Raw genomic sequence first — 23,125 nt, forward strand, 5'->3', positions numbered from 1 at the left:
CCCGCCGCTCAGCGACGCGACATGTAGATGTCGAGCGCCTTGTGGAGCAGCTTGTTCAGCGGGAAGTCCCACTCGCCGAGGTACTCGGCGGCCTGCCCGCCGGTGCCCACCTTGAACTGGATCAGACCGAACAGGTGGTCGCTCTCGTCGAGCGAGTCGGAGATGCCGCGCAGGTCGTACACGGTGGCGCCCAGCGCGTAGGCGTCGCGCAGCATCCGCCACTGCATGGCGTTGGAGGGCCGGACCTCGCGGCCGATGTTGTCGGAGGCCCCGTAGGAGTACCAGACGTGGCCGCCGACGATCAGCATGGTCGCCGCGGACAGGTTCACGCCCTCGTGCCGCGCGAAGTACAGCCGCATGCGGTTGGGGTCCTCGGTGTTGAGGGCCGTCCACATGCGCTGGAAGTACGACAGCGGGCGGGGCCGGAAGTGGTCGCGCACCGCGGTGATCTCGTACAGCCGCTGCCACTCGGCGAGGTCCTGGTAGCCGCCCTGGACGACCTCCACACCCGCCTTCTCGGCCTTCTTGATGTTGCGGCGCCACAGCTGGTTGAAGTTCCTGTGGACCTCTTCCAGGGAGCGGTTGGCCAGCGGCACCTGGTAGACGTAGCGGGGCTGGACGTCACCGAAGCCGGCGCCGCCGTCCTCGCCCTGCTGCCAGCCCATCCGGCGCAGCTTGTCGGCCACCTCGAAGGCGCGCGGCTCGATGAAGTCGGCCTCGACGTCGCGCAGCCGCTTCACGTCAGGGTTCTGGATGCCCTGCTTGATGGAAGCGGCCTCCCAGCGCCGGATGATCACCGGCGGGCCCATCTTCACCGAGAAGGCGCCCTGCTGCTTGAGGTGCGCGAGCATCGGCTGGATCCAGTCGTCCAGGTTCGGTGCGAACCAGTTGATGACCGGGCCCTCGGGAAGGTAGGCCAGATAACGCTTGATCTTGGGCAGCTGCCGGTAGAGGACCAGACCCGCGCCGACCAGTTCACCGGTGCGGTCGTCGAACCAGCCGAGGTTCTCGGAGCGCCACTCCGCCTTGACATCGGCCCAGGCCGGGACCTGCATGTGGCTAGCCGACGGCAGGCTCTGGATGTAGGCCAGATGCTGCTCTCGGCTGATGGTCCTCAGGGTCAGGCTCATTCAGGGCGCTCCTCGGGCTGGTGTGTCCCCATGGGTACAGGGGCTCCGGCTCTAGGCCCTGTCGTCACATCCCCGTCTGTCCCGCGACGCCATGCACGCACTCTCACCGCGCCGGGCCCAGACCCGAGTACATCCAGTACGAGGGCCTGGGCCCGGCGCGGTGAGAGTGCGTGCATGGCGTCGCGGGACCCGCCCTCCGGGCGGATGACGGGAATCTGACGACAGGCCCTAGCGCCGAAGCCTACTGCTCCCTACGAGCGCCCCGAATGGGCGTACGGCACCTTCGTCCCGGCGGGAGGGCCGGGACGGGGTCCCGCGTGTGCTGCGCGCCTGTCCGGGCCGTGCCCGGGGCGTCAGTGGAAGAGTCCGCCGAAGAGGCCGCCGTTCGCCATGCCGAGGAGGAACCCGACACCGGAGGCACCGAGACCCAGGATGAGGCCGAACCGCTCGCGCGTGGTCTCCGAGATCCACTGTCCGTACGCGCCGGTGCCGATCCCCAGCAGGCCCGCCCAGGAGCTGAGCAGGTGGAGGCCGGGGAAGAACGCGCTGATGAAGGCCGTCACTCCGAGCACCAGCGTGGTCGCCGCCATGGCCCGCTGGCGCGGATGGGGCCGGCCGTCCGTGGCGAAGAGGGATCCGGCGGTGTTGGGTCGCAATGCCTGTGCCATGGGGCACCTCCTGCGGATCGCGGCGCACGGTAGCGCCCTCCGTACCCGATGTGTACAGATTGACCGCCCTCACCGCCGGATTTCAACCGGAAGCCGGTGTGCGGGTAGTCTGTAGCGTCTGTACCGGTGTCTGCCCAGGCATGTCCTGGTCACTGCGCGGGTCCCCGGGGAAATCCTCGGGGAAGCCCGGTTGTCAGTGGTGGCGGATACCGTTGCGTACGCATCACGACCCTCCTGCCACGGAACGACCGTGGCCGCTGAGTCCAAAGGAGGTGGGTTCCACATGCGTCACTACGAAGTGATGGTCATCCTCGACCCCGATCTCGAGGAGCGCGCTGTCTCCCCGCTGATCGAGAACTTCATGTCTGTCGTCCGCGACGGCGGCGGCAAGGTGGAGAAGGTCGACACCTGGGGCCGTCGTCGTCTCGCCTACGAGATCAAGAAGAAGCCCGAGGGCATCTACTCGGTCATCGACCTGCAGGCCGAGCCTGCGGTCGTCAAGGAGCTCGACCGCCAGATGAACCTGAACGAGTCGGTCCTCCGGACCAAGGTCCTCCGTCCCGAGACCCACTGAGCCTCCCGCTCAGCTGATACCGGGATCCGAGTAGCAGCACCCAGCAGCCAGCAGCAAACCCGCCGAGAGGTTCCCCCATGGCAGGCGAGACCGTCATCACGGTCGTCGGCAATCTTGTCGACGACCCCGAGCTGCGCTTCACCCCGTCCGGTGCGGCCGTCGCGAAGTTCCGTGTCGCGTCCACGCCCCGCACCTTCGACCGCCAGACGAACGAGTGGAAGGACGGCGAGAGCCTGTTCCTGACCTGCTCGGTCTGGCGTCAGGCGGCGGAGAACGTCGCCGAGTCGCTCCAGCGAGGCATGCGCGTCATCGTGCAGGGCCGGCTGAAGCAGCGGTCCTACGAGGACCGTGAGGGCGTCAAGCGCACGGTCTACGAGCTGGACGTCGAGGAAGTCGGCGCCAGCCTGCGCAGTGCCACGGCCAAGGTCACCAAGACCGCCGGTGGCGCTCGTGGCGGCCAGGGCGGTTACAGCGGCGGGGGCGGCCAGCAGGGTGGCGGCGGCTGGGGCGGCGGCCCCGGTGGCGGCCAGCAGTCCGGCGGCGCTCCGGCCGACGACCCCTGGGCCTCCGGCGCTCCTGCCGGTGGCGGCAGTGCCAACCAGGGCGGCGGCGGTTGGGGCGGCAGCTCCGGCGGCGGTGGCGGCTACTCGGACGAACCCCCCTTCTGAGCCTCGGCACCGGGTCCTGCGGGACCTGGTCGGGGTCGAGGGCGGGTCGTTACCCACACTTCTTGATCACACAGGAGAAACACCATGGCGAAGCCGCCTGTGCGCAAGCCTAAGAAGAAGGTCTGCGCTTTCTGCAAGGACAAGGTCACGTACGTGGACTACAAGGACACGAACATGCTGCGGAAGTTCATTTCCGACCGCGGCAAGATCCGTGCCCGCCGCGTGACCGGCAACTGCACGCAGCACCAGCGTGACGTCGCCACGGCCGTCAAGAACAGCCGTGAGATGGCGCTGCTGCCCTACACGTCCACCGCGCGATAAGGGAAGGGTGACCGACTCATGAAGATCATCCTCACCCACGAGGTCTCCGGCCTCGGTGCCGCGGGCGACGTCGTCGACGTCAAGGACGGTTACGCTCGCAACTACCTGATCCCGCGGAACTTCGCTATCCGCTGGACCAAGGGTGGCGAGAAGGACGTCGAGCAGATCCGCCGTGCTCGCAAGATCCACGAGATCCAGACCATCGAGCAGGCCAACCAGATCAAGGCCCAGCTCGAGGGCGTGAAGGTCCGTCTGGCCGTCCGCTCCGGCGACGCCGGTCGTCTCTTCGGTTCCGTCACCCCCGCCGACGTCGCTTCCGCGATCAAGGCGTCCGGTGGCCCCGAGGTCGACAAGCGCCGCATCGAGCTGACCGCTCCGATCAAGACCCTGGGCGCCCACGAGACGTCCGTGCGTCTGCACCCCGAGGTTGCCGCCAAGGTCAACGTCGAGGTCGTCGCGGCCTGATCGCCGCGCTCGGTCTGAGCAGCTCCGAAAGGGGTCGCACCCACTCGGGTGCGGCCCCTTTCGCACGGTGTTTCACGTGAAACGCTCAGCGGACGGCGCCGGTCACGATCCAGCGGCCCGAGCGGGAGCGCAGCCACAAGGTGAGCATGCGGACCGTCATCATCAGTGTCATGGCCGCCCACAGCGCGGTCAGGCCGCCGCCGAGGACCGGGACGAGCAGTGCCACCGGGCAGAACACCGCAAGGGTGAGGACCATGGCCCAGGCCAGGTACGGTCCGTCACCCGCGCCCATGAGGACGCCGTCCAGGACGAAGACCACTCCGCAGATCGGCTGGGAGAGCGCCACCATCAGCAGCGCGGGGAGCGCGGTGTGCGTGACCAGGGAGTCGCCGGTGAACAGGGGCAGGAACAGCGGCCGGGCGGCCACGACGAGGACGCCCAGGACGACACCGGTCGCGACACCCCACTCCACCATGCGGCGGCATGCCTGACGGGCCCCTTCGGCGTCGCCCGCACCGAGGTAGCGCCCGATGATGGCCTGTCCCGCGATGGCGATCGCGTCGAGGGCGAAGGCCAGCAGGCTCCACAGCGACAGGACGATCTGGTGGGCGGCCATGTCGGCGTCCCCGAGCCGGGCCGCCACGGCCGTCGCGATCATGAGGATCGCCCGGAGCGACAGCGTGCGGACGAGAAGGGGGACACCGGCCTGGGCGGAAGCCCGGATGCCGGCGGCGTCGGGGCGCAGGGAGGCCCGGTGCGCGCGGGCCCCTCGGACGACCACGGTCAGGTAGACCGCCGCCATGCCGCACTGGGCGATGACGGTGCCCCAGGCGGAGCCGGCGATGCCGAGACCGGCTCCGTAGACGAGCCCGACGTTGAGGACGGCGTTGGTGACGAAGCCCGCCACGGCGACGTAGAGGGGGGTCCTGGTGTTCTGCAGTCCGCGCAGTACGCCGGTGGAGGCGAGCACGATCAGCATGGCCGGGATGCCGAGGGCGGAGATGCGCAGATAGGTGGTCGCATTCGTGGCCGCCGCGGCCGAGGCGCCGAAGAGGTGGACGATGGTACCCGCCAGGGGCAGGACGACGGCGATGACGGCGACGCCGAGGAGCAGGGCCAGCCAGATGCCGTCCATGCCCTGCCGGATGGCTGCCGGGAGATCGCCGGCGCCGACCCGGCGGGCCACGGCGGCGGTGGTGGCGTAGGCGAGGAAGACGAAGACGCTGACCGCGGTGGTCAGCAGGGCCGAGGCCACGCCGAGGCCGGCGAGCTGGGCCGTGCCCAGGTGACCGACGATGGCACTGTCGGCCAGGACGAACAGAGGCTCGGCGACGAGCGCACCGAAGGCCGGGACGGCCAGCGCGACGATCTCTCGGTCGTGCCGTCGGCGGGTGGTCCCGGGGGGCGCGGAAGCCTGTGTCATGAGCACCAATCTAATCGTCCACAGGTAAGAGATGCAAACGGCTTGCAACCCTTACTTGGTCCGGTGTGGCGTGTGTTCTCGCGCACTGTTCGAGGCGATCTTGGTCCGACTGGGAAACTTTTTCTTCTGCACAGCCAGTGGACGGTGAAATAGCAGGTCAGAGGCTTCCGCTTGTGATGATGGAGGGCTTGTTCACAGGGCTGTCCACCGGGTCGTGCACAGGTTTCGGCGAGTTCTCCACAGCATCGGGCCCGTCGTCCACATGGCCTGTGGATAACCAGATTGGCTGACGGTGCCGACAGGCCTACGGTGGTCCGGCGCTCGCTCCGTCCGCCGGCCTCGGAAACCCCGTGAAAAGGCCGTGCGACAACCGGAGTCGAGCCTCTCAATTTGTCAGAGCCGTGCCGTACAACAGAGGGCACGGCGAAGTCCGCCGCGCGGACGGGAGGAGGTGGCTCGGTGAGTATTTCCGAGCCCTTGGACGATCCGTGGGCCGACAGCGGACCCAGTGATCGTCTGCCCGCTTCCCGCAGGCGAAGTGACGGCGGCCGGGGGCGTGACGAACAGCACGACCGGGGCCGGGAGGGCGGTGCGTGGGACACCGCCGGCTCGTCGTTCGAGCGGGTGCCACCGCAGGATCTGGACGCCGAGCAGTCCGTCCTCGGCGGCATGCTGCTGTCCAAGGACGCCATCGCCGACGTCGTGGAGGTCCTCAAGGGCCACGACTTCTACAAGCCCGCGCACGAGACGATCTACCAGGCGATCCTCGACATCTACGCCAAGGGGGAGCCGGCCGACCCCATCACCATCGCCGCCGAGCTGACCAAGCGCGGCGAGATCAACAAGGTCGGTGGCGCCGCCTACCTGCACACCCTCGTCCAGACGGTGCCCACGGCGGCGAACGCCGAGTACTACGCGGAGATCGTCCACGAGCGGGCCGTGCTGCGGCGCCTGGTCGAGGCCGGCACCCGGATCACCCAGATGGGATACGCGGCCGACGACGACGTCGACGAGATCGTCAACCGCGCGCAGGCGGAGATCTACGCCGTCACCGAGCAGCGCACCAGCGAGGACTACCTGCCGCTCGGCGACATCATGGAGGGCGCCCTCGACGAGATCGAGGCGATCGGCTCCCGCAGCGGCGAGATGACCGGTGTGCCCACGGGGTTCACCGACTTCGACTCCCTCACCAACGGTCTGCACCCGGGGCAGATGATCGTCATCGCCGCACGTCCCGCCATGGGAAAGTCCACGCTCGCGCTGGACTTCGCCCGGGCGGCGTCGATCAAGCACAACCTGCCCAGCGTGATCTTCTCGCTGGAGATGGGCCGCAACGAGATCGCGATGCGCCTGCTGTCCGCCGAGGCACGGGTCGCCCTGCACCACATGCGCTCCGGCACGATGACCGACGAGGACTGGACCCGGCTGGCCCGCCGTATGCCGGACGTCTCGGCCGCCCCCCTCTACATCGACGACTCCCCGAACCTGTCGATGATGGAGATCCGGGCCAAGTGCCGCCGTCTGAAACAGCGCAACGACCTCAAGCTGGTCGTCATCGACTATCTCCAGCTGATGCAGAACGGCGGCTCCAAGCGCGCCGAGAGCCGTCAGCAGGAGGTCTCGGACATGTCCCGTAACCTCAAGCTGCTCGCCAAGGAGCTGGAGCTCCCGGTCATCGCGCTCTCGCAGCTCAACCGTGGTCCCGAACAGCGCACCGACAAGAAGCCGATGGTGTCCGACCTGCGGGAGTCCGGGTCCATCGAGCAGGACGCCGACATGGTCATCCTGCTGCACCGCGAGGACGCGTACGAGAAGGAGTCCCCGCGCGCGGGCGAGGCCGACCTCATCGTGGCCAAGCACCGCAACGGCCCCACGGCGACGATCACCGTGGCCTTCCAGGGCCACTACTCCCGCTTCGTGGACATGGCCCAGACCTGACCGGGCGGCTGTGGGGTCTCAGATGTCGTGTCGGAATCTCACGGTCGACTTCGGACAGAAGCCGGATCCGACATCGACCGAGCCGAAGGGGTGGAGGAGCATGCGGGTCGCCATTGACGGGGCACACATCGGAAGCCAGGCGGACCTGCACCGGGTTCTTGCCGGGCCTCTGGACTTCGGTCCGTACTACGGGCACAACCTGAGCGCCCTGTGGGACCGTCTGAGCAGGGATGTCGAACGCCCGGTCGAGATCGTCTGGGAGAACGCTGCAGTCAGCCGTGGTCGCATGGGCGATGAAGCGTTCGAGGCGATCGCGTCCGTCCTGGTCCGAGCTGCCGCGGAGGACGAGGTGAACGCGCCGGACAAGAGGCTGACCGTGCGTTTCACCTGATGTTGAGTCCGGCGGCGAGCGGTCGAACGTCGTCAAGACGCGTCATACGTCGCTGAAACGGGTCAAGCGGGTCGGGCCGCCGCAAGCGGTCTCGGCGCGGCGGCGACCACCGCCGTCTGCACCGCCTGCGGCCGGACGGGCTCCAGCCTCCTCGGCGCCGGATCGCGGCCTGCGCGCTGGCGGTCTGGGGGATCTGGGGGACCGACAGGTGGCTACCGCGCGACGACGCGCTCTTCGTCCTCGTCCGTGCAAGCGGGCGCGCGTCAGGCGGAGGCGGACTCGACCGGCCCCGGCCAGGTTCCCCGCCGCACCCCCATCGGCCTCGCAGCGCTAGCTCCCGGGCCCCTCGGCACGCCCTCGGTTCGGCGGAGACTCCCCTGCCGAGTTGCCGAGTTGCCGAGTTGCCGAGCCACGGTCGGGCGGGCTGGGCGGCCGTCCCCGGGGATATGGATTCGACGCCGGCCGCCCTCAGCGGATGGACTGGGGGCATGACGACATCGCAGGAAGAACTGCTCCCCGGGACCCGGCGGGCGCTGGCGCACCGGATCGCCGTGGCGCAGGCCGAAGGGCGGGCACCGTCGCTGGTGGCCGCCGTCGTACGGGGCGGACGTGCCGTGTGGCACGGCGCGCGGACCTCGGTCGACGGACACGGGCCGGACGAAGGCGTCCAGTACCGGATCGGGTCGATCACCAAGACGTTCACCGCCGTCCTGGTGCTGCGACTGCGGGACGAGGGGGTGCTCGATCTGGGCGATCCGCTGGAGAAGCACCTGCCCGGCACCTCAGTGGGGGAGGCGACGATCGCCGAACTCCTCGCGCACACCGCCGGTTTGGCCGCCGAATCACCGGGGCCGTGGTGGGAGCGGACCCCGGGCTCGCTGCGTCCCGAGCTGAGCGATGTGCTCGGCGAACAGCCCCTCCTGCACCCCGTCGGCAGGCGCCACCACTACTCCAACCCGGGTTACACCCTGCTCGGCGCTCTGGTGGAGGAGGTGCGGGGCGCACCCTGGGAGGACGTCCTGCGCGCGGAAGTGCTCCTCCCACTGGGCCTGAACCGCACGAGCAGCCGGCCGCAGGCGCCGCACGCGGGCGGCTGGGCGGTGCACCCCTGGGCCGACGCACTGCTGCCCGAGCCGCTGGAGGACCTCGGCCGCATGGCACCGGCCGGTCAGCTCTGGTCCACCACCGGGGACCTGGCGCGGTTCGCCGCCTTCCTCGCCGGGGGAGACGACCGGGTGCTGAGTGCGGACTCGCTGCGCGAGATGAGGACGCCCGCCGCGCCCGCCGAACCCGCGGACGTCATGGACGGGGCCACCTACGGGCTCGGCATGCAGATCCAGCGTCGTGGCGGCAGGCTCCTCGTCGGGCACTCCGGCTCGCTGCCCGGCTTCCTGGCGAACCTGACCATCAGCGTGGAGGACGACGTGGCCGCCGTGGTCCTCGCCAACTGCACCTCCGGCCCGCTGCTGGGAGTGCTGGGAGGCGACCTCGTCCGTATCGTCGCCGAGGCCGAGCCGCGCATCCCGGAACCGTGGCGGCCGCTGCGGCACGTGGACCCGGAGGACCTGGAGATGACCGGGCAGTGGTACTGGGGGACGCATCCCTTCGCCGTACGGCTGAGCGCCGACGGGCTGCTCTCGCTGGGGCCGCTGGCGGGGGCCGGCCGCCGTGCCCGCTTCCGGGCCAACGGCGACGGGACCTGGACCGGCCTGGAGGGCTACTACGCCGGCGAGCCGCTGCGTCCCGTGCGTCGCGCCGACGGTTCCCTGAGCCATCTCGACCTCGGGTCGTTCGTCTTCACCCGTCGGCCGTACGACACGGAGGCTCCCGTGCCCGGTGGAGTGGACCCGGACGGATGGCGAGGCATCGGATAGGCACCGACGCGGGACGCTGCCGCCCGACGACCGTCCTCCGGCCGTGGAGGTGAAGGGGCACGGGCGGCGTGTTTCACGTGAAACGGGCCGCCCACCGCGAGCGCGCCACACTCACCCGCCGGCTCACAGGGCCAGCTTGAACCCCTCGTGCGAAGCCGTGAAACCCAGTCGCTCGTAGAAGCGGTGAGCGTCGGTGCGCGACTTGTCGGAGGTCAGCTGTACCAGCCCGCAGCCCTGCTGCCGGGCGGTGTCGACAGCCCACTCGATGAGCTGGGTGCCCAGCCCGCTGCCGCGTTCCCCGGAGTGGATGCGTACCCCCTCGATGACCGCGCGGGTCGTCCCCCGGTGGGAGAGGCCCGGGATCAACGTCAACTGGAGCGTGCCGACGACGCGGTCGTCGCGGACCGCCACCATCACGTACTGGTTCGGGTCCGCGATCAGCCGGTCCAGGGCCGCACGGTACGGCGTGAGGTCGTCCGGAGACTCCCGCCGGGCGCCCAGCGGGTCGTCGGCGAGCATGGCGACGATCGCCGGGAGGTCGTCGGCGGTCGCGCGTCGCACAGCGAGATCGGTCATGGCCGCACCTTACGCGGTGACGTGCAGTGACTCCACGGCCCGCACCAGCGGCGCGAGTTCGGGGCTCCGGGCGGCTTCGTCCAGGGCCGCGCGCAGGGCGGCGTCATTGGTGGGCCGCGCTTCCTCGAGCAGGCGCAGACCGGTGTCGGTGACGTCCGTGTAGATGCCGCGGCGGTCGGTCGGGCACAGGTAGCGCTGCAGCAGGCCGCGGTCCTCCAGGCGGGTCACCAGCCGGGTCGTGGCGCTCTGACTGAGGACGACGGCGTCGGCGACCTGCTTCATCTGCAGATGGCCCCCCACACCGTCGTGCTGCCGGCTGAGCACGTCGAGCAGCGAGTACTCGCGCACGCTCAGATCGTGCTCGGCCTGCAGGACGCGCTCGATGTGCGCCTCGATCCTCCCGTGCAGCAGCGAGAGAGCGCACCAGCCCTGTGCGAGAGCGGTGAGCGCGGGGTCCGTCGCTGTCATTGGCGTTTCCTCCGTCCCGGAGCGGCTGACACCAGGGTAGAGCACCCGTGCAATATCCCGCGTTTGCAAGTATCCCGCGTTTGCAACTATTGTGGACGCACGCTAAGCGCTCCTGCAATCATTTGAAAGGTATCTCCTCCATGCCTCTCGCGCTTCTGGCCCTCGCGATCGGGGCCTTCGGAATCGGCACGACGGAATTCGTGATCATGGGCTTGCTGCCCGAGGTCGCGGGTGACTTCGGGGTCTCGATCCCCACCGCCGGCCTGCTGGTCACCGGGTACGCGCTCGGGGTGGTGATCGGAGCCCCGCTGATGACCGTCCTGGGCACCAAGGTGCCCCGCAAGCGGATGCTGATGCTGTTGATGGGCCTGTTCATCGTCGGCAACCTGGTCTCCGCCGTGGCCCCGGCCTTCGCCGTCATGCTGATCGGGCGGGTGATCGCCTCCCTCGCCCATGGCGCTTTCTTCGGTATCGGCTCGGTCGTCGCGGCCGAACTGGTGGCCCCGGACAAGAAGGCCGGCGCCATCGCGATGATGTTCACCGGCCTGACCGTCGCCAACGTCGTGGGCGTCCCGCTGGGCACGCTCCTGGGACAGGCCATGGGCTGGCGGGTCACCTTCGCCGTCGTGGCCGCCCTCGGCGTCATCGGCCTGGCCGGTGTCGCCAAGCTCGTTCCCGAGATGCCCCGGCCGCAGGGCGTGCACCTCCGGCACGAACTGGCCGCCTTCAAGAACGCCCAGGTCCTGCTCGCCATGGCGATGACCGTGCTCGGCTTCGGCGGCGTCTTCGCGGCCATCACCTACATCGCGCCGATGATGACCCACATCGCCGGTTTCGCCGACGGCTCGGTCACCTGGCTGCTGGTCCTCTTCGGACTCGGCATGGTCGGCGGCAACCTCGTCGGCGGCCGGTTCGCCGACCGGGCCCTGATGCCCATGCTCTACGTCTCCCTGGGCGCCCTGGCCGTCGTCCTCGCGCTGTTCACGCTGACCGCGCACAACAAGATCGCGGCGGCGGTCACCATCGCGTTGATCGGCGCGCTGGGCTTCGCCACCGTCCCGCCGCTGCAGAAGCGCGTCCTGGACCAGGCCCACGGAGCCCCGACGCTGGCCTCGGCCGTCAACATCGGCGCCTTCAACCTGGGCAACGCCCTCTCCGCCTGGCTCGGCGGCATCGTGATCGCCGCCGGCTTCGGTTACACCGCCCCCAACTGGGTCGGTGCCGCCCTCGCCGCGGGCGCCCTCGTGCTCGCCGTCTTCTCGGCCGCCCTGGAGCGCCGCGGCAGCGTCCCCACCGGCGCGACGGCCACCGGTGCGCCCGTCGCCGAGCGGACCGCCGTCCCCCACTGAGCCCACCCGGAGCGCCGGTCCGGACACCCGGTCCGGGGCTTCCCCCGGCCGCACGGCACATCACGTGCGCGCCGACAGCACCAGATCCCCTCCAGCACAGGCACAAGGAACACCACTCATGAGCACCACCGCAGTCGCCCCGCTCACCGTCGAGGACGCCGAGCTGCTCGTCACCGCGGCCCGCCGCGCCGCCGAGGACGCCGGAGTCGCCGTCAGCATCACCGTCCTGGACGCCGGTGGCCATCCGCTCGCCTTCCGCCGCGACGACCGGGCCGTGCTGATCTCCGGCGAGACCAGCACCCGCAAGGCCTACACGGCGCTGCAGCTGGACGCCGCCACCGCCGATGTCGTCGACGCCGTCCAGCCCGGCGGGCTGTTCCACACGCTGCCCACCGCGCTCGACCGCCCCCTGCTGTTCATCGCGGGTGGCGTGCCGCTTCACCGGGAGGGCCGGCTGATCGGCGCCGTGGGTGTCGGCGGCGGAGCCCCGGACCAGGACCACGCGTTCGCCACCGCCGCGGTGCGAACCCTCGCCTGACCAGAGCCCGGCAGCGGCGAACGCCGGCCCCGCGCGACCGCGGGGCCGGCGTTCGCGGTGCCACTCAGCCCGCGGCCACCGTCAGCGGTGCGAAACGCCGTGTCCAGTCACCGGGCAGCGCCGTGATGCCGTAGGTCATGACCGCGTTGAACGCCACCGACGCCAGCCCCCGTTGCTTCGCCCATGCCACCAGCTCCTCGTGACGCACGTCGATGTCGGTGCGCAGCGGGCGGTCGGTGTGGGCGGCGAGCGAGGCGATCAGAGCCTTGGCGGTCTCGGTGTCACGGGCGATCAGCGGCCCGACCACATGCGTGTCCATGTTCGGCCAGGCAGCCGTGTACCCGGTGATCCGGTCGTTGTCCTCGGCTACGCGCAACTGGTCGGCGAAGGCCGGCAGCCTGGTGATCAGCGGCGTGCGATCGGTACCGAACACCTCCTCGTCCAGCCGGAGGATCGCGGGAAGGTCCTCCGCGGTGGCCGCACGGGTCGCTGCCCGTGGCTCCGGGTCGCCCGGGACGAAGCGGCCCAGCAGCATCTCCGCCCGGCCGGTGACCTTGAAACCCAGCTCCTCGTACAGCGGGCGGCCGTACGGCGTGGCATGGAGGGTCAGGGGTGTGGTGCCCATCGCCGCGATCACGTGACGCATCAGCCGGCGTCCGACTCCCTGGCGGGCGTGCCGTCCGGCCACCAGGACCATGCCGATCGCGGCCAGATCCGGCCGGTCCCACGGGCCGTACTCCGTGACGACGCAGGCGGCGACGAGGCCGCCCTCGGGATCCTCGATGCCGTATCCCTTTCCGGCGGTGAGCAGAAAGCCCCACTTGTGTTCCTCGCGTGGCCACCCCCGGTCTTCGGACAAGTCGGCGCAGGCGGTGAGATCGCGAAGCGTCAGACGGCGAATGGGCAGCGCGGTGAGAGAAGGAGTAGGCACGCAGGTCAGGCTGTCTGACCGCCACCCCGTGCGTCCACCGCTTTCGGGGTGGACGTACGTGCTTTTGGCCATGTCGTGGCCATCCGTACAGCGCAAGGACAGCCAGACGCTGTTTCACGTGAAACAGCGGCCGCCCTCATGTACCTCAGTGACGTCCTCTTCGAACTGGCGCGTGCCGAGCCGGACTTGAGGGCGTCCATGATGCGCTCCGGCATGATCCGCCGATGGCGGGCAGGGTACTTGTGTGTGTCGCGGCGGCCGGTAGGGTCGACTGCGGTTCACGCCCAGGGGCGAGGTCGCGCACCTGTCCCCCGCGTGCCGAGAACGGGGCAATGCACTTCAACGGGGCGGGGAGATCGAAGACCTGTATTTCCGGGTATGCGACCGACGCATTCGAGCAGGACGGGATGCTGCCGTTCCTGTGCGGTCGAACGGATCGCTGGGCCAGAACGGGAGACCCGAGCCGTCTGCGGGAATGAGGCGCTTTCCGGCCGGGAAATGCGCAGACCGACCGAAAGATGTTCGAGGCGAGGCACACCATGGACGCTCCGACCACCGGGTCGGCCGACAACGGGACGTCCGGCGGGACCGGCTGGTTCACGCCGCGCAAGCCGCCGGAGGAGGACGTGGAGAGGCCCGCGGAGCGCCGCCCGGCGGTGGTGCGACGAGTGGGCCGGCCCTCGGCGGAGGAGAACACGCCACCTGCGGTGGACGTGCCCGTTTCGCAGGCTCCCGGCGGCGCCGCCGGGGCGGACCGGGAACGTGTCCCACCACCGGGACAGCTCACGCCCGCCGTCATCGCCCCCGCACCCCCGCAACGTGTGGCGGCCGAGGGCGGCTCGTCGGACGCGGTCCGCATCCGACGCACCATGACCGAGATCGCCGCGGTGGCCGACAAGGTCACGTCCTACTTCTACGCGCTGCTCTTCGTACGCCACCCCGACCTGCGCTCGCTGTTCCCGGCCGCCATGGACACCCAGCGGGACCGACTGCTGCAGGCTCTGCTCACGGCGGCCGAGCACATCGACAACAAGCCTGTCCTGGTCGACTACCTGCGCGCCCTGGGACGCGGGCACCGTAAGTACGGCACTCGCCCCGAGCACTACCCGGCGGTCGGTGAATGCCTCATCGGCGCGCTGGGCAGGTTCGCCTCGGCGGTCTGGGACCCGGAGACGGAGGCGGCCTGGGTCCGGGCCTACACGACCATCTCCCAGGTCATGATCGACGCGGCGGCCGCGGACGAGCTGCGCGCCCCCGCCTGGTGGCACGCGGAGGTGGTCACCCACGAACTGCGGACGCCCGACGTCGCCGTCCTCACCCTCCGCACGGACCAGCCCTACCCCTTCCTCGCCGGGCAGTACACGAGCCTGGAGACGCCGTGGTGGCCACGGGTCTGGCGGCACTACTCGTTCGCCTCCGCGCCCCGGTCGGACGGCCTGCTGACCTTCCATGTGAAGGCCGTTCCCGCCGGCTGGGTCTCCAACGCGCTGGTGCACCGGGCCCGGCCCGGTGACGTCGTCCGCCTCGGGCCGCCCGCCGGCTCGATGACCGTCGATCACACCACCGACAGCGGACTGCTCTGCCTGGGCGGCGGTACCGGCATAGCGCCCATCAAGGCACTGGTCGAGGACGTGGCGGAGCACGGTGACCGCCGTCCGGTGGAGGTGTTCTACGGGGCCCGCACCGACCACGACCTGTACGACATCGACACCATGCTCCGGCTCCAGCAGAGCCATCCGTGGCTCTCGGTCCGCGCGGTCATCGACCAGCAGGCGCACCGCCGGCTGCCCGACGCCGTTCGCGAGTACGGCCCGTGGAGCGAGTGCGACGCCTATCTGTCGGGACCGCCCGGCATGATCCGCAGCGGCGTCGACATGCTCCGCAAGGCCGGCATCCCGACCAGCCGGATACGGCACGACTCGGTAGAGGAACTGGTGGTCGTCGGAAGCTGACCCGGACCGGACCCGACCGGCACCCTGCCGTCACCCGAGGTCGGGCGCGTGCATGGCGCGTACGCCCTCGATGTTGCCGTCCAGATAGTGCCGCAGCGACAGCGGCACGAGGTGCACGGAGGCGATGCCGACCCGGGTGAACGGCACGCGGACGATCTCGTACTCGCCCGCCGGCTCCTCCACCTCGGGTCCGTGACGCAGAGCGGGGTCCATGGACTCCAGCCGGCAGACGAAGAAGTGCTGCACCTTGACGCCGGTGGCACCGCCGTCCTCACCGATGTGTTCCACGGTGTCGACGAAGCAGGGCACCACGTCAGCGATCTTGGCGCCGAGTTCCTCATGGACCTCGCGGTGCAGGGCGTGCACCACGGTCGGGTCCTCCGGTTCGACGCCGCCACCGGGGGTGATCCAGTAGGGATCGAGACCGGGCTTGGTGCGCTTGATCAGGATCAGGTCGTCACCGTCGAGGAGAACGGCGCGGGCGGTGCGCTTGACCACGGGTCGAACGGTCATGGGAGGAATGTGGCCCGGCTGGTTCCACGTGAAACATCGCGCAGCGCCATCTCGTACGACCGCACAGCGCGCGCGGGGCGATTCAGCACCAGGCCGTGGCCGCCCGCTGCAGCCACTCGTGCGCCCGTGCGATGTGCGGCAGGGCGAGCGTGCCGGTGCGCACCGCCAGGAAATACGTCCGCAGCGGGGGCACCGCCGGCTCGTGCAGCGTCAGCACCTCACCGCGTTCGAGAGCGGCGGCACACAGATAGCGGGGCAGTACGGCGAGTCCGGCGCCCGCCCTCGCACACGCCAGCACCGCCCGCAGGTCGGGCACGATGACGGCGCCCGAGGCGGTGGGGCGGGAGTCGAAGACGGACGCCCAGTAGCGGGCGACGAACGGCAGCGATTCATGGACCTCGACGAGGGGCAGGCCCTCCAGGACCGGCGCGCCCTTGTGACGCAGTGCCTCGGAGTCGACCTGCCCGGCCCAGCGCGGCGCGGCGACCAGCACATGCTCCTCGTCGCAGAGCGCGGTCGCGGTGAGCAGGCCTCCGCGCGGCCGTACCGTGCTGATCGCCAGGTCGTGGTGTCCGGCCGCCAGTCCTTCCAGGGTCTCCTCGGCGGTGCCGAAGGAGGCGCGCAGCGCATAACCCTGGCCGTCGTCGCCGGTCAGCTCGGTGAGCGCGGGAAGAGCGCGGGCCGCGGTGAACTCGGGTGGTCCGGCCAGGTGCAGGGTCCGCACCGCGGACTCGTCGTCCAGGCCGGTCTCCGTTATCTCCACCAGGGCGTCGAGATGAGGCGCGGCCTTGTGGGCGAGTTCGTTGCCGATGCTCGTGGGCGTCACCCCGCGGGCCTGCCGCAGGAACAGCGGGCGGCCCACCTGCCGCTCCAGAGTGCGGATCTGGGAGGTGACCGCCGGCTGCGAGAGGCCGAGCAGTGCGGCGGCGCGTGTGAAGGAACCGGCCCGGTGCACGGTGACGAAGGTGCGCAGCAAGGCCAGATCCACGGCACGCCCCTTTCCCTGCCCCGCTCCGGCCCCGGGCAGGGCCCAACTATAAATAAGTCGATAGGCCTCTGTCGCTAGCGTGATTGGACACTGACACAGAGTCAACTAGCCTTGTCGACACGGTTCTTGGCCCGCGGAACCGGGGACGGTCCGAGCCACGAGGGGGGAGGTTCGGACCGTCCGCCGCGCGCGGCCAATCCGGCGGGACGTGCCTTCTGTGGTCAGCCGGCCGACTCGTCGAGCGCGTGCAGCACGTCCGCCACCAGATCCTCCGGGTCCTCGGCACCGACGGACAGCCGGATGAAGCCCTCCGAGACCGCGTCCCCGCCCCAGCGCCGCCGACGCTCGGCCGTGGACCGGACCCCGCCGAAGCTGGTGGCGTCCTCCACGAGCCGCAGCGCCCGGAGGAACTGCTCGGCACGCGCGCGCGTGGACAGCTCGAAGGAGATCACGCACCCGAAGCGGCGCATCTGCTGCGCGGCGACCTTGTGCGAGGGGTCGCCGGGCAGCCCCGGGTAGCGCAGCCCGGTTACCTCGGGCCGCTCCCGCAGCGCTTCCGCGAGCACGCGCGCGGTGGCGTTCTGCCGGTCCACGCGCAGCTGGAGCGTGGCGATGGAGCGGTGGGCCAGCCAGGCCTCCATGGGGCCGGCGATCGCGCCGACGATCTTGCGCCAGCGGCGTACGGCGGCCATGTTCCGCGCGTCGCGGCCGACGACGTAGCCCAGCAGGAGGTCCCCGTGCCCGGTGAGCTGCTTGGTGCCACTGGCCACGGAGAAGTCGGCGCCCAGTTCCAGCGGCCGCTGGCCGAGCGGTGTGGCGAGGGTGTTGTCGACCGCGACCAGGGCGCCGCGCGCGTGTGCCGCCTCGACGAGCCGCCGGATGTCGCAGACGTCGAGCCCCGGGTTGGACGGTGACTCGATCCACAGCAGCTTCGCGCCCTCCAGCACCTCGAGCTGGGCGTCGCCGCCGGTCGGCGCGGTACGCACCTCCACGCCGTACGCCTCCAGCTGGGCGCCGACCATGGGCAGCACCTGGTAACCGTCGGAGGGCAGCACCACCGCGTCGCCGGCGCGCAGCTGCGAGAAGAGCACCGAGGAGATGGCGGCCATGCCGGAGGCGAACACCAGCGTCTCCGCGTCGTCCCGGCCGGGGGCCTCCAGCTCACCGATGGCACTCTCCAGCAGCGACCAGGTGGGGTTGTCGTCCCGGCCGTAGGTGAAGGGCCCCGTCACGTCGCCCGGCAGGTGGAAGTGGGCGGCGAACACCGGACCGGGCAGGGTCGGCTCGTGCTTGACCGGCTCGGGCAGACCGGCCCGTACCGCGCGCGTCCCGTCGCCGGTACGGCCGTCGTCCTCGGTGTGGTGGCTCATGCGGCCCGTCCCTCCAGTTGTTCCCGTACGGCGGCGAGCAGACCGGTGCTCGCCGCCTCCACCTTCTCAAGGCACTCCTGGAAGCCGTCCGCGCCCCCGTAGTAAGGGTCCGGGACGTCGAGATCGTCGCCCGCGGCCGGGTCGTAGGAGCGCAGCAGCCGCACCTTGCGCGCGTCCTCCTCGGTGGGCGCGAGGCGGCGCAGGGCGGTGAGGTGGCCGCTGTCGAGGGCGATGACGAGGTCGAGGCGGGCGAACCACGACGCCTGGAACTGCCGGGCCGTGTGGTCGCTGTCGTAGCCGTGCTCCCGCAGGACGGAGACGGTGCGCGGATCGGCGTCCTCGCCCTCGTGCCAGCCCCCGGTGCCGGCGCTGTCGACCTCGACGCGGTCGGCCAGCCCGGCGTCCGCCACCCGGCTGCGGAAGACGGACTCGGCCATCGGGGAGCGGCAGATGTTGCCGGTGCAGACGAAACAGACGCGGTAGGTCATGGGCTGTTCAGTCCTCGTCGGGCAGGACGATGTGCAGTGCCCAGGACACGATCGCGATGATCAGGCCGCCGACGATGGCCGTCCAGAAGCCCTCCACGTGGAAGCTCAGGTCGAGCTTGCCGCACACCCAGGAGGTCAGCAGCAGCATCAGGGCGTTGACGACCACGGCGATCAGGCCGAGGGTCAGGATGAACAGCGGAAAGGTGAGCACCTTCACCAGCGGCTTGATCAGGAAGTTCACCAGGCCGAAGATGAGGGCGACGACGATGAGGGTGCCGGTCTTCTTGGCCGTGCTGTCACCCGTGAGGGTGATCTTGTCGAGCAGCCACACGGCGACCGCCAGCGCGCCCGCGTTGGCGATCGTCTTGACTAGGAAATTCTTCATGTGTCTGATCGTGGCAGAACGGATCCACGGCGAGCAGTGTGGCGAGGGCGGCAACGGCGATGAAGGCATTCCGGCTGGACGATCTGGAGGCGGAGCGCGCCGCCAACGACGGGGCCTACCTGCAGTTCCTGCGGGAGCGGAACATGTCGGTCGGCCTGTACGCCCTCGGCAAGGGGGAGCACGACCCCCAGCAGCCGCACAACCAGGACGAGGTCTACTTCGTCGTGAGCGGCCGGGCGTCGGTCAGCGTGGGCCTGGAGACCACCGAGGTGGCGCGGGGCAGCGTGGTGTACGTGCCGGCCGGGGTCGCGCACAAGTTCCACCACATCAGCGAGGACCTGAGGGTGCTGGTGGTCTTCTCTCCACCTGAGGCGTGATCCGCGCCGGTGATTCCCTAGGGGACGGTTCAGGGGTGGACAGGGGGTGCGAGGTGCCCTCGGGGACCCTTCACGGCCCTAGCATCGAGTGCAGGACAACGGGACGCTCGAGACGCAAAGGACGAGGCAATGCGAGAGATCTTCGCGGGACTGCCGTGGTGGGTGAAGTGGGTCGCGGTGCCGGTCATCGCCCTGGTCGTGTTCGGTGGCCTGATCGCCACGGTGGTGGGTTTCGTGATCGGCCTGCTCTTCAAGGCGCTGATCTTCGTGGCCCTGGTCGGGGGGCTGGTCTACATCGTGCGCAAGTTCACGGCATCCTCGTCGCGCGGCGACTGGTGAGAACGGCGGGAGCCGGCGAGGGGTAACAGAAATCGCCGGTTCCCTCGGGGGAGGGAAGTTTCCCCCGCGGTCCCTCGGCGAGCGGTGGCAGACGGTTAGAGTCCGGAACCCCACGCGGGATCCAGCCCGCGGGCGGCGTAGCCCCCACCCGTGTAGCTCCGCACGGGCTGCCCCTCGCCCTTCGGGAGTGACCCTTGGCCACGGTTGACACCGCACCGGCAGAACCCCACGCACCCCCCGCCCAGCCGCGCTCCTGCGCGCCGCCCCTGCAGCGGCCGCCCGGCCCGGCCGCAGCCGAGCAGACGCACTCCGCGACCCTCATCGGGTCCGTGCAGCGTGCGATGCGCCTGCTGGAATGCGTCGCCGGACACGAGCACGGCGCACCGGCGAAACAGCTGGCCCGCGAGACCGGCATCGCGCTGCCCACCGCCTACCACCTGCTGCGCACCCTGGTGCACGAGGGATATCTGCGCCGCGACAAGGGCCTGTTCTTCCTCGGTGAGGCGGCCGAACGGCTGAGCGGCAGCGGAGCGCGGCAGAAACGTCGCACCCAGGTCGTCGACACCCTCGCGCACTGGCGGGACGCCATCGGCGTCCCGGTGTACTACGCGATGTACCAGGACGGCGAGATCGAGGTCATGTGCGTCTCGGAATCCCCGGGCGCCCCGGCGGTCGAGGAGTGGGCCGACTTCCGCGAGACGGGGCACGCGCACGCGATCGGCCAGTGCCTGCTGTCCCAGCTGGACGAGGACGGCCGCCGTGACCACCTCGGCCGCTACCCGGCGCAGTCCATCACCCCGTACACGGTCCGCGACGGCCACGTCCTGCTGCGGCGGCTGGACCGGACACGGCGGATGGCGCCCGTCGTGGAGCGGCAGGAATACGCGCTGGGGACGGTCTGCGCGGCGATCCCCATCACCGTCGGGACGACGGCGGCCACGATGGCGATCTCGCTTCCCCTCCACCAGGCCGACCGGCTGCTGCCCGCCGCCCGGCAACTGCAGACCGAGATCGGACGTCACCTGGGTGCGCTCAGCCTCTCTATCAGCATCTGAAAACTTACTCCTTGTGATCTATCGCATACGTTGAGCAAGATTTGACCACAGTCACAGGGATCCCTCCCGGCCGGTCGGCCTCATCTGACGGGGTAAGCGATGCGCGAGTCCGTACAAGCAGAAGTCATGATGAGTTTCCTCGTCTCCGAGGAACTCTCCTTCCGCATCCCCGTGGAGTTGCGCTACGAGACCTGCGATCCCTATGCCGTCCGGCTGACCTTCCATCTGCCCGGAGACGCCCCGGTGACCTGGGCCTTCGGGCGGGAACTGCTGATCGACGGCGTGGGCCGGCCGTGCGGGGAGGGGGATGTGCACATCGCGCCCGCCGATACGGAAGTGCTGGGCGAGGTGCTGATCCGGCTTCAGGTCGGGGGCGACCAGGCCCTGTTCCGGTCCTCGGCGCCGCCGCTGGTGGCCTTCCTCGACCGGACGGACAAACTCGTCCCGCTCGGCCAGGAGGGAGCGCTCGCCGACTTCGACGCCCACCTCGAAGAGGCCCTCGACCGCATCCTGGCCGAGGAGCAGAGCGCCGGCTGAGGCATCGACACGCCGCGGGCCTCCGCCCTGTCCCCTGTCCGCCCTGACGTCCGACACGGAGCAGGAACGCTTCTCCACAGGGGTCCGGCCCTCAGCCGCCGGGCCCGCCGGGTCTCACCGCTTGCGCCGTCGGCCCCCGCGACCGCGTGCCGTGGTGGACCGGGTGCCCGCCGGCGCCCCTCCCGCCGGAAGCTCCGTCAGGGCGGGCCGGTCGGCGGACACCACCAGGGCGGCGAGGGCGGTGGTGACCGGTACCGAGGCGACCAGCCCGATCGAGCCCACCAGCGTGCGCACGATCTCCTCGGCCACCAGTTCACTGTTGGCCACGGTCGCCACGCTGCTCTGCGCGATCGAGAACAGCAGCAGCAACGGCAGCGCGGCCCCGGCGTAGGCCAGGACCAGGGTGTTGACCACCGACGCGATGTGGTCGCGGCCGATGCGGATGCCCGCCCGGTACAGTCCGCGCCAGCCCATCGACGGATTCGCCTCGTGCAGCTCCCAGACCGCGGACGTCTGGGTCACCGTCACGTCGTCCAGCACGCCCAGCGACCCGATGATGACGCCGGCCAGCAGCAGGCCGCTCAGGTCGATCGACGGGTACAGCCCGTGGATGAGGCCGGTGTTGTCGTCCGTGTTGCCGGTCAGCGCCGCCCAGTCGATGAACTCCGAGCCGAGCAGGCCGATCAGCGACAGGGAGACCAGGGTGCCGAGCACCGCCACCGACGTACGCGCTGACAGGCCGTGGCACATGTACAGGGCGATCAGCATGATGGCGCTCGAACCGACCACCGCCACCAGCAGCGGGTTCGCCCCCTCCAGGATCGCCGGCAGGATGAAGAAGGTCAGCACCAGGAAGCTCACGGCCAGGGCCACCAGCGCCATGACCCCGCGCAGCCGGCCCACCACGACGACCGCCAGTGCGAAGACCCCGGCGAGCAGCGCCATCGGGAACGTGCGGACCACGTCGGTGACCGAGTACTGGAGGTCCTTCGGCGCCGAGGGCTCGTAGGCGACCACGACCTTCTCACCCTGCTCCAACTGCCGGGTCTGGTCGGGCTGCACGATCTCGATGAACGTACGGCCCGTGTCGTGGCCGGTGTCGACCCGGACCGTCGCCTTCTTGCAGGTGCCGTTCTCCTTCTGCCGCGCGGGGTCGGTCCCGGAGGCGGTTGCGGTGGGGGAGCCGCCGGAGGCGTTCACCGACCGGCAGCTGACCTCGGCGACCGCGGTGACCGTGGCCTGCTGCGTCTGCCGGTCGAAACCGACCCCGGTGCGCTCGTGCACCGGTGCACCGCCGGGCCACAGCACCACGAGGCCGACCACGACGGCCGCCGTGAACGGGATGAGCACGGCCGCGATGACCTTGCGCAGGTGCTGGGAGACGGGCGCGGCCGGGCCGTGACTGTGCGTGTGACCGTGGCTGTGCCCGCCCCCGGCGATGTGCCGGTGCCCGCCGCCCGTTGCCCGCTCATGCCCAGCCTCCCGCCCATGGCCTCGATCCGCGCCGTGCTCGGATCCGCCCTCTCCGGAGCCGTCTCCGCGCGGGGGCTCGGGGGGCAGACCGGGATACTGCTGCGTCGTGGTCACCGCCCGATCATCGCAAGAACGGCAGGGGCCCTCTGTTCACCGCGCCCGAATTGACGCTAGCGTGGAGGCACCTTTGCACACGCGGGAGCTCGGAGCACCGGGCTGAGAGGGCGCTGACCTCCGTATTCGCGATGTTTCACGTGGAACGAGCGACGTTCCACAACAAACGCCGCCGGACGGAAGCCGCTGCGTCGACCGCCGAACCTGTTACCGGGTAATG

26 protein-coding genes are annotated in these 23,125 nt (G+C 70.3%); 14 read left to right on the forward strand and 12 right to left on the reverse strand.

Annotated features, from left to right (window positions below):
• Nucleotides 1-8: 8 nt before the first annotated feature.
• Together femX and ACZ6CZ_RS20265 are read right to left on the reverse strand one after the other, a co-directional pair.
• Nucleotides 9-1,130, reverse strand: a complete 1,122-nt coding sequence (femX, locus tag ACZ6CZ_RS20260) for a peptidoglycan bridge formation glycyltransferase FemX (RefSeq protein WP_469022857.1) — start codon at nt 1,128-1,130, stop codon at nt 9-11.
• A 353-nt stretch (nt 1,131-1,483) separates the two neighbouring features.
• Nucleotides 1,484-1,798: a hypothetical protein gene (locus ACZ6CZ_RS20265; protein ID WP_469022859.1), complete on the reverse strand. Its 315-nt coding sequence runs from the start codon at nt 1,796-1,798 to the stop codon at nt 1,484-1,486.
• Between the two features lie 283 nt (nt 1,799-2,081).
• On the opposite strand from ACZ6CZ_RS20265, the gene rpsF reads away from it, so the two are divergent.
• From rpsF to rplI, 4 genes are all read left to right on the forward strand, one after another.
• Complete coding sequence (gene rpsF / locus ACZ6CZ_RS20270; RefSeq protein ID WP_070028831.1) at nt 2,082-2,372, forward strand: 30S ribosomal protein S6; 291 nt, start codon at nt 2,082-2,084, stop codon at nt 2,370-2,372.
• A gap of 77 nt (nt 2,373-2,449) precedes the next feature.
• A complete protein-coding gene (locus tag ACZ6CZ_RS20275; RefSeq protein WP_469022862.1) occupies nt 2,450-3,040 on the forward strand; it encodes a single-stranded DNA-binding protein in 591 nt (196 codons plus the stop codon).
• Between the two features lie 84 nt (nt 3,041-3,124).
• Entirely contained in the window at nt 3,125-3,361 is a 237-nt protein-coding gene (gene rpsR, locus ACZ6CZ_RS20280; protein ID WP_003949403.1) for a 30S ribosomal protein S18, read from the forward strand.
• A gap of 18 nt (nt 3,362-3,379) precedes the next feature.
• The gene (gene rplI / locus ACZ6CZ_RS20285; RefSeq protein WP_469022865.1) at nt 3,380-3,826 is read left to right on the forward strand and encodes a 50S ribosomal protein L9; all 447 of its coding nucleotides are present in this window, start codon (nt 3,380-3,382) and stop codon (nt 3,824-3,826) included.
• 85 nt (nt 3,827-3,911) lie between these two features.
• On the opposite strand, the gene ACZ6CZ_RS20290 is transcribed toward rplI, so the two are convergent.
• Nucleotides 3,912-5,249 (reverse strand): MATE family efflux transporter, encoded by a 1,338-nt coding sequence (locus ACZ6CZ_RS20290; protein WP_469022867.1) that lies wholly within the window; start codon nt 5,247-5,249, stop codon nt 3,912-3,914.
• A gap of 459 nt (nt 5,250-5,708) precedes the next feature.
• Between ACZ6CZ_RS20290 and dnaB the strand changes: the two genes are divergently transcribed.
• The 3 genes from dnaB (at nt 5,709) to ACZ6CZ_RS20305 (ending at nt 9,452) form a co-directional block, all read left to right on the forward strand.
• Entirely contained in the window at nt 5,709-7,187 is a 1,479-nt protein-coding gene (gene dnaB, locus ACZ6CZ_RS20295) for a replicative DNA helicase (RefSeq protein ID WP_469022870.1), read from the forward strand.
• A 100-nt stretch (nt 7,188-7,287) separates the two neighbouring features.
• The gene (locus ACZ6CZ_RS20300) at nt 7,288-7,578 is read left to right on the forward strand and encodes a barstar family protein (protein WP_469022872.1); all 291 of its coding nucleotides are present in this window, start codon (nt 7,288-7,290) and stop codon (nt 7,576-7,578) included.
• A 488-nt stretch (nt 7,579-8,066) separates the two neighbouring features.
• Entirely contained in the window at nt 8,067-9,452 is a 1,386-nt protein-coding gene (locus ACZ6CZ_RS20305; protein WP_469022875.1) for a serine hydrolase domain-containing protein, read from the forward strand.
• Between the two features lie 123 nt (nt 9,453-9,575).
• On the opposite strand, the gene ACZ6CZ_RS20310 is transcribed toward ACZ6CZ_RS20305, so the two are convergent.
• Both ACZ6CZ_RS20310 and ACZ6CZ_RS20315 read right to left on the reverse strand, forming a co-directional pair.
• The gene (locus ACZ6CZ_RS20310) at nt 9,576-10,028 is read right to left on the reverse strand and encodes a GNAT family N-acetyltransferase (RefSeq protein ID WP_469022877.1); all 453 of its coding nucleotides are present in this window, start codon (nt 10,026-10,028) and stop codon (nt 9,576-9,578) included.
• Nucleotides 10,029-10,037: 9 nt separating this feature from the next.
• Nucleotides 10,038-10,496 (reverse strand): MarR family winged helix-turn-helix transcriptional regulator, encoded by a 459-nt coding sequence (locus ACZ6CZ_RS20315; RefSeq protein ID WP_469022880.1) that lies wholly within the window; start codon nt 10,494-10,496, stop codon nt 10,038-10,040.
• 140 nt (nt 10,497-10,636) lie between these two features.
• Here ACZ6CZ_RS20315 and ACZ6CZ_RS20320 point away from each other — a divergent pair, with 140 nt between their 5' ends.
• Nucleotides 10,637-11,845, forward strand: a complete 1,209-nt coding sequence (locus ACZ6CZ_RS20320) for an MFS transporter (RefSeq protein WP_469022882.1) — start codon at nt 10,637-10,639, stop codon at nt 11,843-11,845.
• Between the two features lie 118 nt (nt 11,846-11,963).
• Nucleotides 11,964-12,383, forward strand: coding sequence for a GlcG/HbpS family heme-binding protein (locus ACZ6CZ_RS20325; protein ID WP_469022885.1), 420 nt, complete (start codon nt 11,964-11,966; stop codon nt 12,381-12,383).
• 64 nt (nt 12,384-12,447) lie between these two features.
• On the opposite strand, the gene ACZ6CZ_RS20330 is transcribed toward ACZ6CZ_RS20325, so the two are convergent.
• A complete protein-coding gene (locus ACZ6CZ_RS20330) occupies nt 12,448-13,314 on the reverse strand; it encodes a GNAT family N-acetyltransferase (RefSeq protein ID WP_469022887.1) in 867 nt (288 codons plus the stop codon).
• A 539-nt stretch (nt 13,315-13,853) separates the two neighbouring features.
• On the opposite strand from ACZ6CZ_RS20330, the gene ACZ6CZ_RS20335 reads away from it, so the two are divergent.
• Nucleotides 13,854-15,266 carry a globin domain-containing protein gene (locus ACZ6CZ_RS20335; protein ID WP_469022891.1) on the forward strand — a complete coding sequence of 471 codons (1,413 nt, stop codon included), beginning with the start codon at nt 13,854-13,856 and terminating at the stop codon, nt 15,264-15,266.
• A gap of 30 nt (nt 15,267-15,296) precedes the next feature.
• Here the strand turns inward: ACZ6CZ_RS20335 and ACZ6CZ_RS20340 are convergent, their stop codons facing one another.
• From ACZ6CZ_RS20340 to ACZ6CZ_RS20360, 5 genes are all read right to left on the reverse strand, one after another.
• Complete coding sequence (locus ACZ6CZ_RS20340; RefSeq protein WP_469022893.1) at nt 15,297-15,779, reverse strand: NUDIX domain-containing protein; 483 nt, start codon at nt 15,777-15,779, stop codon at nt 15,297-15,299.
• Between the two features lie 82 nt (nt 15,780-15,861).
• Nucleotides 15,862-16,767 (reverse strand): LysR family transcriptional regulator, encoded by a 906-nt coding sequence (locus ACZ6CZ_RS20345; protein ID WP_469022896.1) that lies wholly within the window; start codon nt 16,765-16,767, stop codon nt 15,862-15,864.
• A gap of 221 nt (nt 16,768-16,988) precedes the next feature.
• Nucleotides 16,989-18,137, reverse strand: a complete 1,149-nt coding sequence (locus ACZ6CZ_RS20350; protein WP_469022898.1) for a cystathionine gamma-lyase — start codon at nt 18,135-18,137, stop codon at nt 16,989-16,991.
• Complete coding sequence (locus ACZ6CZ_RS20355) at nt 18,134-18,625, reverse strand: low molecular weight protein-tyrosine-phosphatase (RefSeq protein WP_469022901.1); 492 nt, start codon at nt 18,623-18,625, stop codon at nt 18,134-18,136. Before ACZ6CZ_RS20355 ends, ACZ6CZ_RS20350 begins: the two co-directional genes overlap by 4 nt.
• Before the next feature lie 7 nt (nt 18,626-18,632).
• Entirely contained in the window at nt 18,633-19,010 is a 378-nt protein-coding gene (locus ACZ6CZ_RS20360; RefSeq protein WP_469022903.1) for a phage holin family protein, read from the reverse strand.
• Between the two features lie 59 nt (nt 19,011-19,069).
• On the opposite strand from ACZ6CZ_RS20360, the gene ACZ6CZ_RS20365 reads away from it, so the two are divergent.
• The 4 genes from ACZ6CZ_RS20365 (at nt 19,070) to ACZ6CZ_RS20380 (ending at nt 21,318) form a co-directional block, all read left to right on the forward strand.
• Nucleotides 19,070-19,387 (forward strand): cupin domain-containing protein, encoded by a 318-nt coding sequence (locus tag ACZ6CZ_RS20365; RefSeq protein WP_469022905.1) that lies wholly within the window; start codon nt 19,070-19,072, stop codon nt 19,385-19,387.
• A gap of 129 nt (nt 19,388-19,516) precedes the next feature.
• Nucleotides 19,517-19,726 (forward strand): DUF5326 family protein, encoded by a 210-nt coding sequence (locus ACZ6CZ_RS20370; RefSeq protein ID WP_469022907.1) that lies wholly within the window; start codon nt 19,517-19,519, stop codon nt 19,724-19,726.
• A gap of 194 nt (nt 19,727-19,920) precedes the next feature.
• Nucleotides 19,921-20,781 carry an IclR family transcriptional regulator gene (locus tag ACZ6CZ_RS20375; RefSeq protein ID WP_469022910.1) on the forward strand — a complete coding sequence of 287 codons (861 nt, stop codon included), beginning with the start codon at nt 19,921-19,923 and terminating at the stop codon, nt 20,779-20,781.
• 99 nt (nt 20,782-20,880) lie between these two features.
• Entirely contained in the window at nt 20,881-21,318 is a 438-nt protein-coding gene (locus tag ACZ6CZ_RS20380; RefSeq protein WP_469022912.1) for an SsgA family sporulation/cell division regulator, read from the forward strand.
• Nucleotides 21,319-21,432: 114 nt separating this feature from the next.
• Here ACZ6CZ_RS20380 and ACZ6CZ_RS20385 read toward each other — a convergent pair whose 3' ends face one another.
• Complete coding sequence (locus ACZ6CZ_RS20385) at nt 21,433-22,905, reverse strand: YibE/F family protein (protein ID WP_469022915.1); 1,473 nt, start codon at nt 22,903-22,905, stop codon at nt 21,433-21,435.
• Nucleotides 22,906-23,125 lie beyond the last annotated feature (220 nt).

This window comes from Streptomyces sp. NPDC041135, from assembly GCF_055592085.1.

What these genes read in the sequence shown, in the direction of transcription:
- femX (WP_469022857.1), bottom strand. Translation starts at nt 1,130, where the DNA reads ATGAGCCTGACCCTGAGGACCATCAGCCGAGAGCAGCATCTGGCCTAC.
- ACZ6CZ_RS20265 (WP_469022859.1), bottom strand. Translation starts at nt 1,798, where the DNA reads ATGGCACAGGCATTGCGACCCAACACCGCCGGATCCCTCTTCGCCACG.
- rpsF (WP_070028831.1), top strand. Translation starts at nt 2,082, where the DNA reads ATGCGTCACTACGAAGTGATGGTCATCCTCGACCCCGATCTCGAGGAG.
- ACZ6CZ_RS20275 (WP_469022862.1), top strand. Translation starts at nt 2,450, where the DNA reads ATGGCAGGCGAGACCGTCATCACGGTCGTCGGCAATCTTGTCGACGAC.
- rpsR (WP_003949403.1), top strand. Translation starts at nt 3,125, where the DNA reads ATGGCGAAGCCGCCTGTGCGCAAGCCTAAGAAGAAGGTCTGCGCTTTC.
- rplI (WP_469022865.1), top strand. Translation starts at nt 3,380, where the DNA reads ATGAAGATCATCCTCACCCACGAGGTCTCCGGCCTCGGTGCCGCGGGC.
- ACZ6CZ_RS20290 (WP_469022867.1), bottom strand. Translation starts at nt 5,249, where the DNA reads ATGACACAGGCTTCCGCGCCCCCCGGGACCACCCGCCGACGGCACGAC.
- ACZ6CZ_RS20300 (WP_469022872.1), top strand. Translation starts at nt 7,288, where the DNA reads ATGCGGGTCGCCATTGACGGGGCACACATCGGAAGCCAGGCGGACCTG.
- ACZ6CZ_RS20305 (WP_469022875.1), top strand. Translation starts at nt 8,067, where the DNA reads ATGACGACATCGCAGGAAGAACTGCTCCCCGGGACCCGGCGGGCGCTG.
- ACZ6CZ_RS20310 (WP_469022877.1), bottom strand. Translation starts at nt 10,028, where the DNA reads ATGACCGATCTCGCTGTGCGACGCGCGACCGCCGACGACCTCCCGGCG.
- ACZ6CZ_RS20315 (WP_469022880.1), bottom strand. Translation starts at nt 10,496, where the DNA reads ATGACAGCGACGGACCCCGCGCTCACCGCTCTCGCACAGGGCTGGTGC.
- ACZ6CZ_RS20320 (WP_469022882.1), top strand. Translation starts at nt 10,637, where the DNA reads ATGCCTCTCGCGCTTCTGGCCCTCGCGATCGGGGCCTTCGGAATCGGC.
- ACZ6CZ_RS20325 (WP_469022885.1), top strand. Translation starts at nt 11,964, where the DNA reads ATGAGCACCACCGCAGTCGCCCCGCTCACCGTCGAGGACGCCGAGCTG.
- ACZ6CZ_RS20335 (WP_469022891.1), top strand. Translation starts at nt 13,854, where the DNA reads ATGGACGCTCCGACCACCGGGTCGGCCGACAACGGGACGTCCGGCGGG.
- ACZ6CZ_RS20340 (WP_469022893.1), bottom strand. Translation starts at nt 15,779, where the DNA reads ATGACCGTTCGACCCGTGGTCAAGCGCACCGCCCGCGCCGTTCTCCTC.
- ACZ6CZ_RS20350 (WP_469022898.1), bottom strand. Translation starts at nt 18,137, where the DNA reads ATGAGCCACCACACCGAGGACGACGGCCGTACCGGCGACGGGACGCGC.
- ACZ6CZ_RS20355 (WP_469022901.1), bottom strand. Translation starts at nt 18,625, where the DNA reads ATGACCTACCGCGTCTGTTTCGTCTGCACCGGCAACATCTGCCGCTCC.
- ACZ6CZ_RS20360 (WP_469022903.1), bottom strand. Translation starts at nt 19,010, where the DNA reads ATGAAGAATTTCCTAGTCAAGACGATCGCCAACGCGGGCGCGCTGGCG.
- ACZ6CZ_RS20365 (WP_469022905.1), top strand. Translation starts at nt 19,070, where the DNA reads ATGAAGGCATTCCGGCTGGACGATCTGGAGGCGGAGCGCGCCGCCAAC.
- ACZ6CZ_RS20370 (WP_469022907.1), top strand. Translation starts at nt 19,517, where the DNA reads ATGCGAGAGATCTTCGCGGGACTGCCGTGGTGGGTGAAGTGGGTCGCG.
- ACZ6CZ_RS20380 (WP_469022912.1), top strand. Translation starts at nt 20,881, where the DNA reads ATGCGCGAGTCCGTACAAGCAGAAGTCATGATGAGTTTCCTCGTCTCC.